Annotated in this window: 18 protein-coding genes; 12 read left to right on the forward strand and 6 right to left on the reverse strand. The window is 33.0% G+C overall.

What is annotated here, in order from left to right:
• Nucleotides 1-162: 162 nt before the first annotated feature.
• Nucleotides 163-990 (reverse strand): orotidine-5'-phosphate decarboxylase, encoded by an 828-nt coding sequence (gene pyrF, locus ACHRVZ_RS04380; RefSeq protein WP_395420962.1) that lies wholly within the window; start codon nt 988-990, stop codon nt 163-165.
• A 115-nt stretch (nt 991-1105) separates the two neighbouring features.
• Complete coding sequence (locus ACHRVZ_RS04385; RefSeq protein WP_395420963.1) at nt 1106-3292, reverse strand: DUF5723 family protein; 2187 nt, start codon at nt 3290-3292, stop codon at nt 1106-1108.
• A gap of 163 nt (nt 3293-3455) precedes the next feature.
• Between ACHRVZ_RS04385 and ACHRVZ_RS04390 the strand changes: the two genes are divergently transcribed.
• The 11 genes from ACHRVZ_RS04390 to ACHRVZ_RS04440 all read left to right on the forward strand — a co-directional run bounded on the left by ACHRVZ_RS04390 (nt 3456) and on the right by ACHRVZ_RS04440 (nt 9898).
• Complete coding sequence (locus ACHRVZ_RS04390; RefSeq protein WP_395420964.1) at nt 3456-3929, forward strand: Dps family protein; 474 nt, start codon at nt 3456-3458, stop codon at nt 3927-3929.
• Nucleotides 3930-4036: 107 nt separating this feature from the next.
• Nucleotides 4037-4222, forward strand: coding sequence for a CsbD family protein (locus tag ACHRVZ_RS04395; protein ID WP_395420965.1), 186 nt, complete (start codon nt 4037-4039; stop codon nt 4220-4222).
• A 157-nt stretch (nt 4223-4379) separates the two neighbouring features.
• A complete protein-coding gene (locus ACHRVZ_RS04400; protein ID WP_395420966.1) occupies nt 4380-4931 on the forward strand; it encodes a helix-turn-helix domain-containing protein in 552 nt (183 codons plus the stop codon).
• 20 nt (nt 4932-4951) lie between these two features.
• On the forward strand, nt 4952-5401 hold the full coding sequence (locus ACHRVZ_RS04405; protein WP_395420967.1) for a response regulator: 450 nt from the start codon (nt 4952-4954) through the stop codon (nt 5399-5401).
• 10 nt (nt 5402-5411) lie between these two features.
• Nucleotides 5412-7196, forward strand: coding sequence for a CHASE3 domain-containing protein (locus tag ACHRVZ_RS04410; RefSeq protein WP_395420968.1), 1785 nt, complete (start codon nt 5412-5414; stop codon nt 7194-7196).
• 144 nt (nt 7197-7340) lie between these two features.
• Nucleotides 7341-7910: a DUF4142 domain-containing protein gene (locus tag ACHRVZ_RS04415; protein WP_395420969.1), complete on the forward strand. Its 570-nt coding sequence runs from the start codon at nt 7341-7343 to the stop codon at nt 7908-7910.
• 37 nt (nt 7911-7947) lie between these two features.
• Nucleotides 7948-8589 carry a porin family protein gene (locus tag ACHRVZ_RS04420; RefSeq protein ID WP_395420970.1) on the forward strand — a complete coding sequence of 214 codons (642 nt, stop codon included), beginning with the start codon at nt 7948-7950 and terminating at the stop codon, nt 8587-8589.
• Nucleotides 8590-8626: 37 nt separating this feature from the next.
• Nucleotides 8627-8779: a lmo0937 family membrane protein gene (locus ACHRVZ_RS04425; RefSeq protein ID WP_115098685.1), complete on the forward strand. Its 153-nt coding sequence runs from the start codon at nt 8627-8629 to the stop codon at nt 8777-8779.
• A gap of 47 nt (nt 8780-8826) precedes the next feature.
• Nucleotides 8827-9111 (forward strand): YtxH domain-containing protein, encoded by a 285-nt coding sequence (locus ACHRVZ_RS04430; protein WP_395420971.1) that lies wholly within the window; start codon nt 8827-8829, stop codon nt 9109-9111.
• Between the two features lie 35 nt (nt 9112-9146).
• On the forward strand, nt 9147-9527 hold the full coding sequence (locus ACHRVZ_RS04435) for a hypothetical protein (protein WP_395420972.1): 381 nt from the start codon (nt 9147-9149) through the stop codon (nt 9525-9527).
• Nucleotides 9528-9550: 23 nt separating this feature from the next.
• Nucleotides 9551-9898: a hypothetical protein gene (locus ACHRVZ_RS04440; protein WP_395420973.1), complete on the forward strand. Its 348-nt coding sequence runs from the start codon at nt 9551-9553 to the stop codon at nt 9896-9898.
• A 491-nt stretch (nt 9899-10389) separates the two neighbouring features.
• Here the strand turns inward: ACHRVZ_RS04440 and prfA are convergent, their stop codons facing one another.
• Complete coding sequence (gene prfA, locus ACHRVZ_RS04445) at nt 10390-11466, reverse strand: peptide chain release factor 1 (protein WP_395420974.1); 1077 nt, start codon at nt 11464-11466, stop codon at nt 10390-10392.
• Between the two features lie 405 nt (nt 11467-11871).
• Here prfA and ACHRVZ_RS04450 point away from each other — a divergent pair, with 405 nt between their 5' ends.
• Entirely contained in the window at nt 11872-12690 is an 819-nt protein-coding gene (locus ACHRVZ_RS04450) for a trypsin-like peptidase domain-containing protein (RefSeq protein WP_395420975.1), read from the forward strand.
• 149 nt (nt 12691-12839) lie between these two features.
• Here ACHRVZ_RS04450 and ACHRVZ_RS04455 read toward each other — a convergent pair whose 3' ends face one another.
• The 3 genes from ACHRVZ_RS04455 to ACHRVZ_RS04465 form a co-directional block, all read right to left on the reverse strand.
• Complete coding sequence (locus ACHRVZ_RS04455; protein WP_395420976.1) at nt 12840-13355, reverse strand: transposase; 516 nt, start codon at nt 13353-13355, stop codon at nt 12840-12842.
• Between the two features lie 576 nt (nt 13356-13931).
• A complete protein-coding gene (locus ACHRVZ_RS04460) occupies nt 13932-14213 on the reverse strand; it encodes a hypothetical protein (RefSeq protein ID WP_395420977.1) in 282 nt (93 codons plus the stop codon).
• 99 nt (nt 14214-14312) lie between these two features.
• Complete coding sequence (locus tag ACHRVZ_RS04465; RefSeq protein WP_395420978.1) at nt 14313-15074, reverse strand: response regulator transcription factor; 762 nt, start codon at nt 15072-15074, stop codon at nt 14313-14315.
• Nucleotides 15075-15205: the final 131 nt, after the last annotated feature.

Genomic DNA, 15205 nt, shown 5'->3' on the forward strand with positions numbered 1-15205 from the left:
TTGTTTCAGGTTATTGGATTGTGTTGATTTAACCGCAAAGTTCGCAAGGTTTTTTTGTTATGGATTGCGCTTAATAAACATAAAGTTCGCAAAGCTTTGTGTTGATTTAGCTTTGCGAACTTTGCGGTTAAATTATGTTCAAAGCAAAGAAAACTTGAAACTTTAAACCTGAAACTTTAAACGAATAATCTCTTCCATTTCTTGTTGTACTTTCAAGGCTTCTTCCCTAGCCTTTTCGGCAAAATCAGTTCCATTAGAAGCATAGATAATTGCTCTTGCAGAGTTTACCAATAAACCTACTTTATCATTCATTCCGTATTTGCAAACTTCAGAAAGACTTCCGCCTTGAGCGCCAATTCCGGGAACTAATAAGAAACTGTCCGGAACAATTTTTCTGATTTCTGTAAAATATTCTGCTTTAGTTGCGCCAACAACATACATTAAATTGTGGCTGTTTTTCCATGTTTTAGAAGTTTCTAAAACTTGTTTGTATAATTCTTTTCCGTTTGTAGTTAAGGTCTGAAAATCAAAAGCTCCTTCGTTAGAAGTCAAAGCTAACATAATAGTATGTTTGTTTTCGAAAGCAAGAAAAGGCTCCACTGAATCCTTTCCCATATAAGGTGCCACGGTTACACTATCAAAATTCAAATCTTCAAAAAATGCTTTTGCGTACATGCTTGAAGTATTTCCGATATCGCCACGTTTTGCATCGGCAATAGTGAACATTTCAGGAAATTTTTCGTTGATATAATTGATTGTTTTTTGCAATGAAATCCATCCTTTTATACCATATGCTTCAAAAAAAGCGGTGTTTGGTTTGTATCCAACGGTCAAATCATGTGTTGCATCAATTATCGCTTTATTGAATTCGAAAATAGGATCTTCGGTTTCTAATAAATGAGGCGGTATTTTGGTTAGATCAGGATCTAATCCAACGCATAAAAATGATTTTTTTGAAAGAATTTGTTCGTGTAGTTGTTGTGTTGTCATTCTTGTTTTTTTAGTTCTTCTAATGCATCAGAAGTAATTCTTTTTTAGAAGTACGCAAAAATAAAAAAAGCCATTCAATTACGAATGGCTTTTTGGTTTTATATTCAGTTTAGGATTATAAATTACCTAAGTAAACAATTTCTGTTCTTCTGTTTTCTGCTCTTCCTGCAGCAGTTTTATTAGATTTTACTGGTTTTGTAGCACCAAATCCCTGCGAAGTTAAATTTGCTGGATTTACTCCTTTTTCAATTAGCGCATCCATTACCACTTTTGCTCTGGCTTCAGATAATTTCTGATTTGCTTTTGCATTTCCTACATTATCTGTATGTCCGTTAATAGCAAATTTAGCATTTGGATAGTTTTTCAAGATCTCTTTAATTGCATCTAATCTTCCTGAAGTCTCCCCTTTTCTAGCGTCACTTAAAGTCGCTTTTCCTGTGTTGAAGAAAATTGATCTTGCTTCTACTTTTAATTGTGCTAATGTTGCTTTAGTTACTTTTGGACAACCTTTATTATCAGCAGGACCTGCAATTAGTGGGCATTCATCAACATTATCAGGAACTCCGTCTTTGTCTGCGTCTAAATTTGGACAACCATTATTCTCTGCTAAACCTGCAACAGTTGGGCAAGCATCATCTTTATCAAAAACTCCGTCTCCGTCTGTATCTGGCCAAGGGCAACCTTTATTTTCTACCGGACCTGCAACTGAAGGACAAGCATCTACATTATCTAATAAAGTATCTCCGTCAGAATCTTTCCAAGGACATCCTTTATTCTCTGCCGGACCTGCAACATTCGGGCAAGTATCATCTTTGTCAAAAACACCATCTTTATCAGCATCTGGCCAAGGACATCCGTTATTTTCTGCCGGACCGGCTACTTTTCTACAAGCATCTTCTTTGTCTATAACGCCGTCTTCATCTGTGTCTTTGAATTTCTTTTCATAAACAGGAATTTTTACCCCAAGGTGAAAATCAGCAGCTTTTGATTCTTTCGAAACTAAATTTGTCAAAACAGAACCTGAACCTATAAAGAAAGCTCCAACTCTTAATCCTGAACCAACCTGCATTCCGCTGTACTCCATATAAGTCATTGGAACGTAAAAACTAAACCATCTTGTCTCATAACGAGGTGTCAATGTTATACGATCTGCAATTCCGTAACCATTTAATCGATCTGCAGGTACCATATTGATATCTCCATTAAGATTCAAATAGAATTTTTTGTACATATTCCAATCTACGTCAGCATGCAAAGCTGTAGGCAAATTCATTCTCATCGCTCCTTTTGTAGAAGATATTTTGGTATAATGCTCGTTAAGGAAATCGTAGAAGTTACCTGCATCATTAATCATTTCCTGTGTGATTGTACCATTTACATTATAGGTATCCTGTCTTGCATTTTTATAATTGATTGATCCAATATCAGTAACTGATATTCCAAAACGCAACTTGTATTTATTTAAATCTCTAAAATTGTTGTCGGCAGGTTTGGCTTTACTTAAATCGTATTGATCATAATCTGGTCTCCATTCGTAAACCAATCCAAAATCTAATCCAAATCCGTTTGACCCCGAATTAAATTCGTAATCTTCTTTTGCTTCAAAGTCCTGGCTTGTTCCAACAGTAAGTTGTCCTGTCGAAACCAGCGTTCCTTGTTCGGGATTTACTGTATTTTCGTTGTATACAACACTAACATTATTTGCTTTTGTATACCCGTTTACACCACCTTGTAAATATTTGGCTGTCAAACCTCCTTTTAGAAAATGCTGATTTTTTTGGTACAAAACAGCGGCATACGAAAGTCCAAGTTCTCCCCAAGTGTTCGAAGCTCCATGGGCATTTCCTGCATTAAAATTAAAATCGCTTGCTTCGTCAAGACCATCTTTTACTTTGTCTACAAGGTTTCCGTTTATGTCTCTTAAGTTCGTAAGAGATCTTCCTCTTGTAAATACAGCAATAGTATGTTTGGGAGCGATATTAAACATAAATGACGGTCCCATAATATCGAAATTAGCGATACCCTTATTGTTGTTTTTTGGTGTCATTACAGACTGATTATCAAAATCATATCCTTTTTTATAAACATCAAAAAGACGAACTCCATATAAATCGTTTGCTACAGAACCGCTGACAGAAAACAAATTGATATCGGTTTTAAAACGAGAATCGGCAATAGAAGCCGGGTTAAAAAGTACACTTTGAACTCCTGCGTAATTGTCATGAGTATAACCCAAATAGGACTGGGATTTGGCCGAAAATGTAATTGCAATAAGTAATAAACTAAGTAAAGTTTTTTTCATTAAAATTTGGTTTTATTAGGTAAATTCGGCGGCAAAACTACACTTTTAGAATTACAAACAGGTTAAGCGAACATTGAATTCATGTAACATCTTAAACAAATTATGTAAGAAAAATAAATTGCTTCTTTTCTATTTTTGATAACAAACCTTATATCAAGCAATTATGACTCTACATATTGGAATAACTCCTCAGAAATTAAAAAAAAGCGCGGCTATATTGGCTACGATTTTATCAAACGAAATGACTCTATATGTGAAAACGAGAAAATTTCACTGGAACATTTCAGGAAACAGCTTTATGGAATTGCATAAATTGTTTGAAGAACAATATCGAATTTTAGAAGCGAATATTGATGAAGTTGCTGAACGCATTAGTCAACTTGGCGAAAAAACAATTGGCACAATGAAGGAGTTTATCGAAAATTCTACACTTAAAGAATCACCTAAAGAATATGCTTCGCAAAAGCATATGCTTGAAGAACTTCTGGAAAACCATGAACAATTGGTTACTGAGTTTAGAGCTTATATTCCGATTTTCGAAAATGAAAATAATGACATTGGCTCTGCAGATTTTATTACAGGTTTATTACAGGAACACGAAAAAATGGCTTGGGTATTACGACGTTATCAAGTATAAAACGTATAAAATGTGAATTATGCAAAACGCAGCAAAAGTGATGTAACAAATAACTGGTCAACATTTTGCAACTTTACAATACTATTAATACATAAAAAAATACAATCATGAATACTACAGAGATAAAAGGAAATTGGAATGAGTTAAAAGGAAAATTAAAACAAAAATTCGCTGATCTGACAGATGACGATTTGATGCATGCTGAAGGTAAAGAAGATGAAATGTATGGTAAACTTCAGCAAAAATTAGGAAAAACAAAAGAAGAGTTTCAAAAGCTTCTATCAGATTTGTAACCCTTTCTGACTCAATCGGGAATACCGTCTAATAGAAATATTAGACGGTATTTTTTTGAAAATTTATGCTCGTTTTTTTAATATTAGCATATTTCTAACAAATGTTCAATAACATAACCAAAAATAAATTAATTATCTTTAACCAAATTTCGATAAAATGAAACTATTTATAAAGTTCGATATCAACACCATTTGCTCACTTTTTTTAAAACACAATCTGGATCAGCACAATGTAAATTTTACAAGTCTGGGATTTGGCGAAATTGAGATTAATGATAATCTTGATGCTGATGCACTCGAATCTTTAAAAAATAAATTGAGCCCATGCGGATTTGAAATTGTAGAAAATCAAAAAAGTGTATTGGTTCAAAAAATAAAAGATGCTATTATTGAACTTGTCTTTATGGAAGACAACAATAATTACAAAAGTTCTGTGTTTTTAGCTGAGAAACTAAATCATAGTTACGGGTATCTGTCGAATGTTTTTTCGGAGGTCACCTATTCTTCTATTGAGAATTTTATCATTTTACAAAAAATCGAAAGAGCGAAACAATTAATTATTATTAATGAAATGAGTTTGACCGAAATTGCGTTTTTACTTAATTACTCGAGTGTTGCACACTTAAGTACGCAGTTTAAAAACACAACAGGAATTACTCCGTCAGCTTTTCAGCGTATTATTAAGAAACGAAGAGAAAATTTAAAATAAAACCCAAATACCACACTAAAATGCAAAAAAACGCATTATACATTTTATTGGCCGATGACGATGAGGATGATCGCCTTTTTTTTAACGATGCTTTTGAAGAAATAAAAATTCAGACGAACGTAGATTTTGTTCATGACGGAATGCAATTGATGGATCATTTGATGAATCCGGATAATAAACTGCCGGACATTTTGTTTCTGGATTTGAATATGCCAAAAAAAACGGGTAAAGAATGTTTAATCGAGATCAAGAAAACAGAACATTTAAAAAACATCATTATTGCGATCTATTCTACTTCTTCATCTGAAGAAGATATTGAAGATACTTTTGTTCAGGGTGCTAATATTTACATTAAAAAACCAAGCGATTTTAATACGCTTAAAAAAATAATTAATGAAGTTGTGACAGTAAACTGGCACTATCATACCTCTGGGCTAAATCGTGACAATTTTTTGCTTCGACTAAAATAATAGAATACCGATGAAATGGATCCCAAATTTTAATTCTTCAAACTCTTTGAGAGTTATTTTTGTAATCGCAGTTTTCATTCTGTTATTTCTTTCTTCTATTGCATACAAACACAATCGGGATTTAGATGAATCCAGTAAAGTGGTTATGCATACGTACGAAATAAACATTCAATTAGAGCGGTTAATGTCGGCGATTAAAGATGCTGAAACTGGTCAGCGTGGTTATATCATTACGCGAAATGCCCGTTTCCTGACGCCTTATATTTATTCGCGAGACAAGGTAAATACTTCATTTATTACCTTAAAAAAACTAACTGCTGATAATCCAAAACAGCAAAAAAATCTTCAAAAGTTATTCAAACTCATCATTCAGCGTTTTGTCTCTTTTGAAAATTGCCTAAAATACAGTGATCCCAAAACATATGATAAACGAAAACTCGATAATCATATGTTTGGAGGTCGAATTCTAATGGAAAATATTCGTTTTCAGGTTGACGAAATGAATGATATCGAGAAGAATTATCTAGCCAATAGATTAAAAATTTACGATGCCGAAATTTCGTTAAGCCCTATTTTCTCTATTTCATTATTTCTTGTTGCTTTAAGTTTTATTTTATTGGCTTACAGACAAATTAGCCGTGATTTTGAACGCCTGAAAGTGTACAATAAAAAACTTTTGATCTCGAGCGGATTAATCGCCGAATCTGAAATTATTGGTAAATTTAGTACCTGGCAATGGGATTTAGACACTTCAAAAATTGATTATTCAGACAATCAATACCGTTTGTTGGGTTATGAACCAAATGCATTTGTACCGGAAAAAGATACTTTCCTGGATTTTGTTCATCCTGATGATAAGGAAACCGTTAAAAAATCTATGGACGGAATTCTTAGTAATAGACAATTGCCTTTTGTTTATTATAAAATTATGCTTCCAAATCATGAAATCAGGTATTTTAAAACCACCGGAAAATTATTAACGGATCAACAAGGAAGTAAAATTTTACTGGGAATTAATTTTGATATTACAGACGAGCATTTACTCAATATTGAACTTCAGGAACGAAACAGAGAACTTGAAAAAAGCAATAAAGAGTTAGCTTCTTTCAACCATGTTGCCAGTCACGATTTGCAAGAACCTTTACGAAAAATTCAAACCTTTATCTCTCGGGTTTCAGATGCTGATAAAGCAGTTATGTCACAAAGCGCAAGAGATTATATTGCCAAAATTGAAGTTTCGGCAAAAAGAATGCGTGTTTTAATTGATGATTTACTTTTATTCTCAAGAACAAATACAACTAAAAAGGAGTTTATAAAATCGAGCTTAAACGAATTACTGGAAAATGCCGAAGCGGAACTGACGGAGATAATTGAGGAGAAAAAAGCAATTATTACTTCGACGAAATTACCAAAATTAGCCGTTATTCCGTATCAGATCGAGCAGCTTTTCATTAACCTGATTGGAAATTCTCTAAAATACAGTCAGCCTAATATTGCGCCTGAAATTACAATTGAAAGTCAAAAAGTGACCGCTGAGGATTATCCTGATTTACTGGATCAGAATGTCAAAAAATACCATAAAATCACTTTCACCGATAACGGAATGGGTTTTGATCCTCAATTTAAGGAAACTATTTTCGTTTTATTTCAGCGTTTGCATTCCAAAACAGATTATCCGGGAACAGGAATTGGTCTTGCTATTTGTAAAAAAATTGTAGACAATCATAAAGGTTATATTCTTGCCGACAGTAATCCAAATCAAGGTTCTGTATTTACCATTTTCCTTCCGGATTAGCCTTTCAAAAAAGAGACTTAAACTTTACATAATTAGCGTTATATAAATCCTTTATGGGAATTATATAACGTTTCTTTTTTATGCTGTAAAGCAAAATATTGTATTCGTTGCCATCTTTGTAATGTAATACTTTATGAAGTAATAATGAAAGCAATGCCCAGAGTAAAAGCAACAATTTTAAGAGCCCTTTTTTTAGTAGCCCTTATGATTTTTGTTTCATCATGCAAAAAAAATAATCCGGTAGAAAGTTCTTTAAAAAATGAAGCTTTTGCCAAAAATGATAAAGAAGAAATCGAAGCCTTTTTTTTTATTGCAACAGCAAATGTGAGTCAAACTATTATTTCGAAAAGTCAAATTGCACAACAAAAAAGTTCTGATAGTACAATACAAGAAGTAAGCAAAAGAATTGAAGTTCATCAAAATCAATTATTGCAGGAAGTAACAAAATTAGCCAACAGAAAGCTCATTATTATTACTGAAATCAACGCCACTCACAAAAGAGATTTGTATGATTTGATCGATGCCAATGAAATGAGTTTCAATCAAGCTTATTTAAACTCAATGCAGCAATCATTGCAGGAACAAATTAATTTGTTTGAATCAATATCAAAAGAAACGAATGATCAAACCATTTTAAAACTTGTATTACAGTATTTACCGGAACAATATCAGTTTTTAAGAGAAACCGAAAAAATAAAAAAAATAATTATCTAAACGCCGATACAATCATTATTAACTAAATTTTTTAACTATGAAAATGCAATCAAATTTTTTATGCGCCTTAACACTTTTTTTGACAGCTTCGTTTGGAATGCTGCACGCTCAGGACAATAATGTAAATACCGAATTTGGGGTTAAAGGAGGATTTAACATGTCGAATTTATATTCTAACGATGCCAATGACGACAATGTTTTATACGGTTTTAACGCCGGTGTATATGCCACATTACCAATTTCTGATTTTATCGCAATTCAGCCGGAGATTTTGTTTACTACAAAAGGTGCCGAATTAGATTACAACAATGCTTTTGCTACAGGAAACGCAAAATTTAGATTAAACTATATCGAAGTTCCTTTGTTAGTGAGAGTTAATATTACGAAAAACTTTAACGTACACGCCGGTGGATATGCCTCTTATCTGGTAAGTTCTAAAGTTACAGGAGACGGAGACATAAGTTTTGATCAGGAAATTAATACTGATGATTTGAACAAATTTGATGCTGGTTTATCAGCCGGTGTAGGAGTTGATTTTAATCCAATTAGTATTGGTTTACGTTACAATTACGGATTGACAACTGTTGGAAAAGAAAGAACCGTTGCCGGGACAACTTATACTTTTCCGGATGCAAAAAACAGCAATTTGACTTTATACCTTTCGTATAAATTAAATTAAGAAAACAATTAATTATTAATCACAAATCATATACGCCATGTCAAATTTATTATATACAATCGCCGTTATTTTAGTTATTCTGTGGGCTTTAGGTTTCTTTGTTTACAGCCTCGGAAGCATTATTCACATCTTATTAGTCATTGCTGTTATTGCGATACTTTTTAGGCTTATTAAGGGTCGCGAAATTTAAAATCAACAAATTATTAAATACTTTATTAAATCACTAAATCAAATATTATGAAAACGAGTAACACAATTTTAGGAATTTTAGGAGCTGCAGCTGCAGGAGCATTTTTAGGAGTTTTGTTTGCACCGGATAAAGGTTCGAATACAAGAAAAAAAATCTCAGATAAATCAAAAGATTACAAAGACAATCTGAAAACCAAACTTGATGATATTGTTCATACAATTTCGTCAAACGGAAAAGAAATTCTTGAAGAAGGAAAAGCAAAATTCAGTCAGGCAAAAGAAGACTTCAATACTATTAAAGATGAAGCAAAAACAATAAAAACGAACTATTAAAAAGTGAAATTTTTAAACCATAAATACCCTATATCATGGAATCAAATGCAACAACAGACGAGAACCTAAATCTTTATGAAAAAGCCGAAAACTATACTAAAACGAGCTTAGAATTAATTAAGCTCAAAACAGTATCAGCATCGGCAGATGTTTTATCAACATTAACATCAAGGATCGCAGTTGGCGCCGTTGTTGCATTTTTTACCCTGTTCCTCAATATAGGGATTAGTTTATGGATTGGAAAACAGCTTGGAGAGTATTATTATGGTTTTTTCATCATTGCCCTCTTCTACTTAATAGTTGCCATTGTACTGCACAAATCGCAGCACAAACTCATTAAAACGCCAATTGGAAACATGATTGTTTCCAGCATTTTAAAAGAAACTAAAAAAGACACTAAACCTGATTTAAACTAATTGATCAACTAAAAAAGACTGTTATGGAAACTATTTATAGCATTGATTCATTAGATCAGAAGATTCAGTTATTAGAAAACCGACAGGACGCCGAATGGTGCGCTATTAAAGATGAAATAGACGATATTAAAGAGAATTTAAAGCCTCTTAATCTCATTAGAAACACTGTCGAAGAAATCAACCAAACTGTGGGTTTCAAGAGCCATTTAGCCCAATCGGCTATAAGTATTGGAATTGGTTATCTGGCAAAAAGATTTGTTGTTGGCAAAAGCCATTCAAAAGTCAAAAATGTCTTTGGTTCATTATTACAGCTTGTAGTAACCAATTTAGTTTCGAAACCGCATGAACCCACACGAACGGAATCATCATAAAATTATCAAGAGAGTAATTGTACAACTTAAATTTATGTATTATGGAAAAGTTAACCGAAATAGTATTAAAAAATGGTGTTTACATGTACTCAAATCTCTATAAATGTTTTGAATTCACAAGAGTATTTCTAGGTATCTAACTTTCTTTATACGTTTTTCTATTTTAAACAAACGGTTAAAGAGTTAATATCCTTCACTATATATTTTCTTTTAAGGTTCTAAGGTTCTGAGATAATAAGGTTCTGAGTTTTTTTTAGACTCAAAGACATAGCTTTGAAGACGTAGGAGACTTTGAAAATCAGAAAAGAGATTATTTCGATTGAAATAATCTCTTTTTTTTAGGTTCTGAGGTACTAGATGCTAAGGGGCTAAGTAAAAAAAAAGCTGTTTCACGAATTGTGAAACAGCTTTTTTTTAATCCTATATAAACTTCTTACTCTTAACTTTGAAGCCTTAGCACCTTAGTATCTAAGAACCTTAGCCCCTTCAAATTAAAATACTTCTGAAGCCTCTTTCAATTTCTCCATATTGTTAACCAATTGTAATTCGGCAACAATTTTTTGGATATCTCCGTTCATGATGTTTCCTAGATCGTAAAGAGTCAAACCAACTCTGTGATCTGTTACACGACCCTGAGCGTAGTTGTAAGTACGAATCTTAGCAGATCGGTCACCAGAACTTACCTGAGATGTACGTTTTGTAGCATCTTCAGCCTCCTTCTTAGCCAATTCTTGTTCGTATAAACGAGAACGTAAAACCGTTAACGCTTTATCTTTATTTTTATGTTGCGATTTCTGATCCTGACATTGCGCCACTAATCCTGTTGGAATGTGCGTTAAACGTACCGCCGATTTCGTAGTATTTACAGATTGTCCTCCAGGTCCAGACGAACAGAAGAAATCTACACGGACATCGTTCATATCGATTTGTACATCAAACTCTTCTGCTTCCGGTAAAACCATTACAGTAGCTGCCGATGTATGTACACGACCTTGAGTCTCTGTCTGAGGAACACGTTGTACACGGTGAACACCAGCTTCAAACTTCAAAGTTCCGTAAACATCTTCTCCGGTAACTTCAAAAATAACCTCTTTAAAACCACCAGAAGTTCCTTCGTTCATATCTACTACAGAAGTTCTCCAACCTTGATTTTCACAATATTTGGTATACATTCTAAATAAATCTCCCGCAAAAATACTCGCTTCATCTCCACCCGTACCTGCACGAATCTCGACCATCACGTTTTTAGCATCTTCAGGATCTTTAGGGATCAACATAAACTTGATTTCTTCCTCAAGTTCCGGCAATCTATCTTTTGCTTCATCTAGCTGCATTTTGGCCATTTCGGTCATATCTGCATCACTTCCATCAGCAATAATTTCGTTTGCCTCATCTATATTAGCCATCAAAAGCACATATTCATCACGCTTTTCAGCCAATGCTTTCAAGTTTTTGTACTCTTGATTCAATTGCACATAACGTTTTTGATCAGCAATAACATCCGGCTGGATAATTAAATCTGAAATCTCGTCAAAACGTTGTTTTACTATTTGAAGTCTATCTAACATTTTCTAATTCCTTTTATTGGAGTGCAAATTTACGAAATTTTTGTTGAAAATTCTATTATTGATTTTTTGTGTTTTTTGATGGAGATTTTTGGTGGAATTAGGGTTGTTTTTTGGAGCTATTTCCTGCTATGCGTTACACACGAGCGATAGCGAACTGACGAAGTAATCTTTTACTCCGCTAAAGCTTTACAAAAGGTCTTTTTTACTTCAATCAGGATTAGACGTATTTGGCTTTATAAAAGCTTTTACGGTTTTCCGTAAGGTTGTTAAAACAAAAGTGAGTAGGTTTGAAAAAAGACTCAAATAGCTAGATAAAACTATCCTATAAATATCTCATTTATTAAGCTATTTGGAGAAACTTTATTTTATACATCCATATTAGTTATTAATTATAAGAGAAATATTATGCAAACAAGAAATGTATTACCAAATGATAACTTATATTATTCAGTGTTACTTAGTTTAGATGAAGGAAAATCTTACGGTTCTGGTTTTAGATTAAAATATAATAATTGTAATTATCTTACTACGGCTAGACATGTATTATTTGATGAGAACTATAAATTAAGAGCTACTCGTTTAATAATGACTTGCCAAAATGCAAATAATAATGATGAACCTGTAATATTAAGTATAGATTTAGAAAAGGCATATTGTAAATATGATAAAATAAATGATATTGCAATAATTAAACTAGCGGAATTTAAGAAATTATACTCTAAAGAAACACCTCTTAAGTACGAAAAAAAAGAGCAAAAAAGACCAACACAACTACTTTGGGAAAGTTATTTATCTGAAGTCTCCCTACCGGTGAATGCCCGATTAGTTTCCCTTGATAAGGAAGCAACTCGTGGCTTAAATGAAATTAAAATCGGTAATGATGTTTTTTTAATGGGCTACCCCACTTCATTAGGAATGAAAATAAACGAAGATTTTGATAGCAGTAAACCATTATTGAGAAAAGGTATAATTGCTGGAATTCATAAAAATACTTTTATTATTGACTGTCCTACCTATTTTGGAAATAGCGGAGGACCAATCGTTGAGTATGGAGAAGATGGATATTATAGAATAATTGGAATAGTTTCAAAATATATTCCCTTTGTTACAAAATGGTATAGTAATCGCGAACATATTACAAATACCGAATTAACTAATTCTGGTTATACGGTGTGTGTACCTATTCAAACCGTCTTTGATTTAATAGACAAACAAATCGAATAAAAAAATATCTAAATAGTCATTTGGTTATCCAAAAAGTTCAACGCTGGCGCGAGCATCTCGCTCGTGAACGTAATATTGTCTCGTCCTGAAAAAAGTTTACATATTTACACTTAATCCTAAAATAGATTTACAACTATATTTTAGTCCTGCTATTCGTTTACAATAGTAGGACTTTTTACATAATAATTCTTCCATAATTTTTCAATTTTTATATTGTTTTGATGCACATAGTTTGGTGTAAGGTTTCCTATGCTCATATAAGGCCTTTCGTTATTATATAACTTAATAACCGCGTCTAATAATTCTTTAACCTCTTGTGCATTATCAACTTGATAATCATCTAAATATTCTTCTTTTATAATGCCATTAACTCGTTCTGCTATTGCATTTTCTAAAGGATCTCCATTTTCTGTCATGCTAATACCAATGTTATTGGCTTCTAACAGCCTCACATATTCATTACTGCAATATTGCGTCCCTCTATCTGAATGATGTATCAGTTGTAATTCATCTTTAGATTCTTCTGAAAGATTTGATATTGCCATTTTTAAAGCTTGAATCGTTTCTGAGGTTTGTAAATTATTCGCCAAATGATAACCGATAATTTTTCTAGAATAACCAGATAGCGCAGATATATATCCCAGATGACGCGGATATGTTTTCACGTTCGATAGCGCGGATTTGCAACCCAGATGACGCGGATATGTTTTCACGTTCGATAGCGCGGATTTGCAATCCGTGCCCGCAACAATGAGAAACAAGGCAAATACTTAAAGCTAAAAAAAACCGATCGCGCAGATATGTGTTCACATTCGATAGCGCGGATTTGCAATCCGTGCCCGCAACAGTGAGAAATAATACAATCATTAGAAGTGAAAAAGCTACAAAAATCATGTAGTTTTTTTTATATTTTTAGTCTAAAAATATAAATCTTTGCGGGCACGGATTGCAAATCCGCGCTATCTCCCAGCTCTACGAAGTGTTACCATAATCGCGATCGCTGTGCGAAGTCTCCCGACTTCGTACCCGGTCCAATAAGCAAATACTATTTTTAAAGCATTTTACTTTCATAGGATAGTAAACTTTATTATAACGCAAAAATACAAAACGGATATGGCATGTGGGTACGAAGTCGGGAGACTTCGCACAGCGCAAGCGAGCGCCCCGCTCGTGAACACAATTTAAATCAATTTCTTAAACTTTACAGGCACGAGCGGGACGCTCGCGCTAGCTTGAGAAATTTATTCAACATCCAAATAAGGATTTAAAACTTCGGCTAGTTCATTCAACCAATAAAAACTATTTTCTAGATTTATTATATTGTTTTGAAGTGTTTCATGCTCTCTCATTAATCCTAAAGCAATTATATAATTTAGTTGCCTTATTGACTTAGCCATTACTTTTGGGTCAACCGACCTATTGAAAAAATCGATTAGTTTCTTTTCAGTTTCTTTTGAAAGGGCGTTTGTATTATCAGCTGTTTCCATTATTGAATTGTATTTATTCTTGTCGTTAATTTTCATCGAAACGAAACTACAAGTAATACTTTACTTTTAAGTTATCGTATACAAGCGATTGTATACAACCGAAAATCCCGCTCGTGAACGCAATCAAAATCAATTTCAAATAATTTTATTGTCTTTAGCAAAAGAAAGCGCTTCGGTGAAATTTTTAACTTCAAAAGCTTCAAAAATTTTTCTTCTGTAATATTTTATCGTATCGGGAGAAACAAACATTTTTTCGGCAATCTGATTTATGGTTAAACCCTGAGCATATAACCGAAGTATTTCTAATTCTTTGTCTTTTAATTTTGATTTGTTTTTTGCAATCCAGACTTTAGCAGATAAATCAAATTTCCACAAAGTATCTGAACCCTGTTTGTTTATAATAATGTTTCCGGCTTTTTTATTGTGTGAAATAGAGACCAGACACAACGATTTCCAAACTGCTCCTTCCTGATTAAGAAAAAGAGGCGTCAGTTTATGATTAATAAGAATGGGTTTGTCATGTTTCCCTTTTAAATGAAAATCATAAGATATGCTGTATAATTTTCGTTCGTCATTGTTAGGCAGTTTATCATAAAAATCAAATCCGGCACTGTTAATGGTACTTAATAACTCCAGATCTTCTTTTGGAACATTATTAAAATAGAACTCATACCCCATTTCAAGAACTTCTTCGGCAGAAAAACCACACAAAAACAAAGGATTATTGGACACATATTCGAACTTCATTTCTTCATAATCGATTACATAAATACTTTGATACGTTATTTTCGCAAAAGATTTTACCACTTCCAAATAATTACCAAACTGAAATTTGTCGGCCTCTGATGTGGCTTCTATTTTGTTGCGGTTGAGTAAAGATTTTTTTTCATTTTCCATCTTATAAAAATACTAAAAACTACACTAAAGTGTAAAATGAATTTAAAATCTATTACTTTTTTTTGTGCTGAGTTTTAACTTTTTCATTATGAGAAATAAATCAGTATCAGAGTCTAGTTTAAAAGAACTAA

The sequence above is a fragment of the Flavobacterium sp. FlaQc-57 genome (assembly GCF_044007395.1).
In the GTDB taxonomy this organism is placed as follows: domain Bacteria; phylum Bacteroidota; class Bacteroidia; order Flavobacteriales; family Flavobacteriaceae; genus Flavobacterium.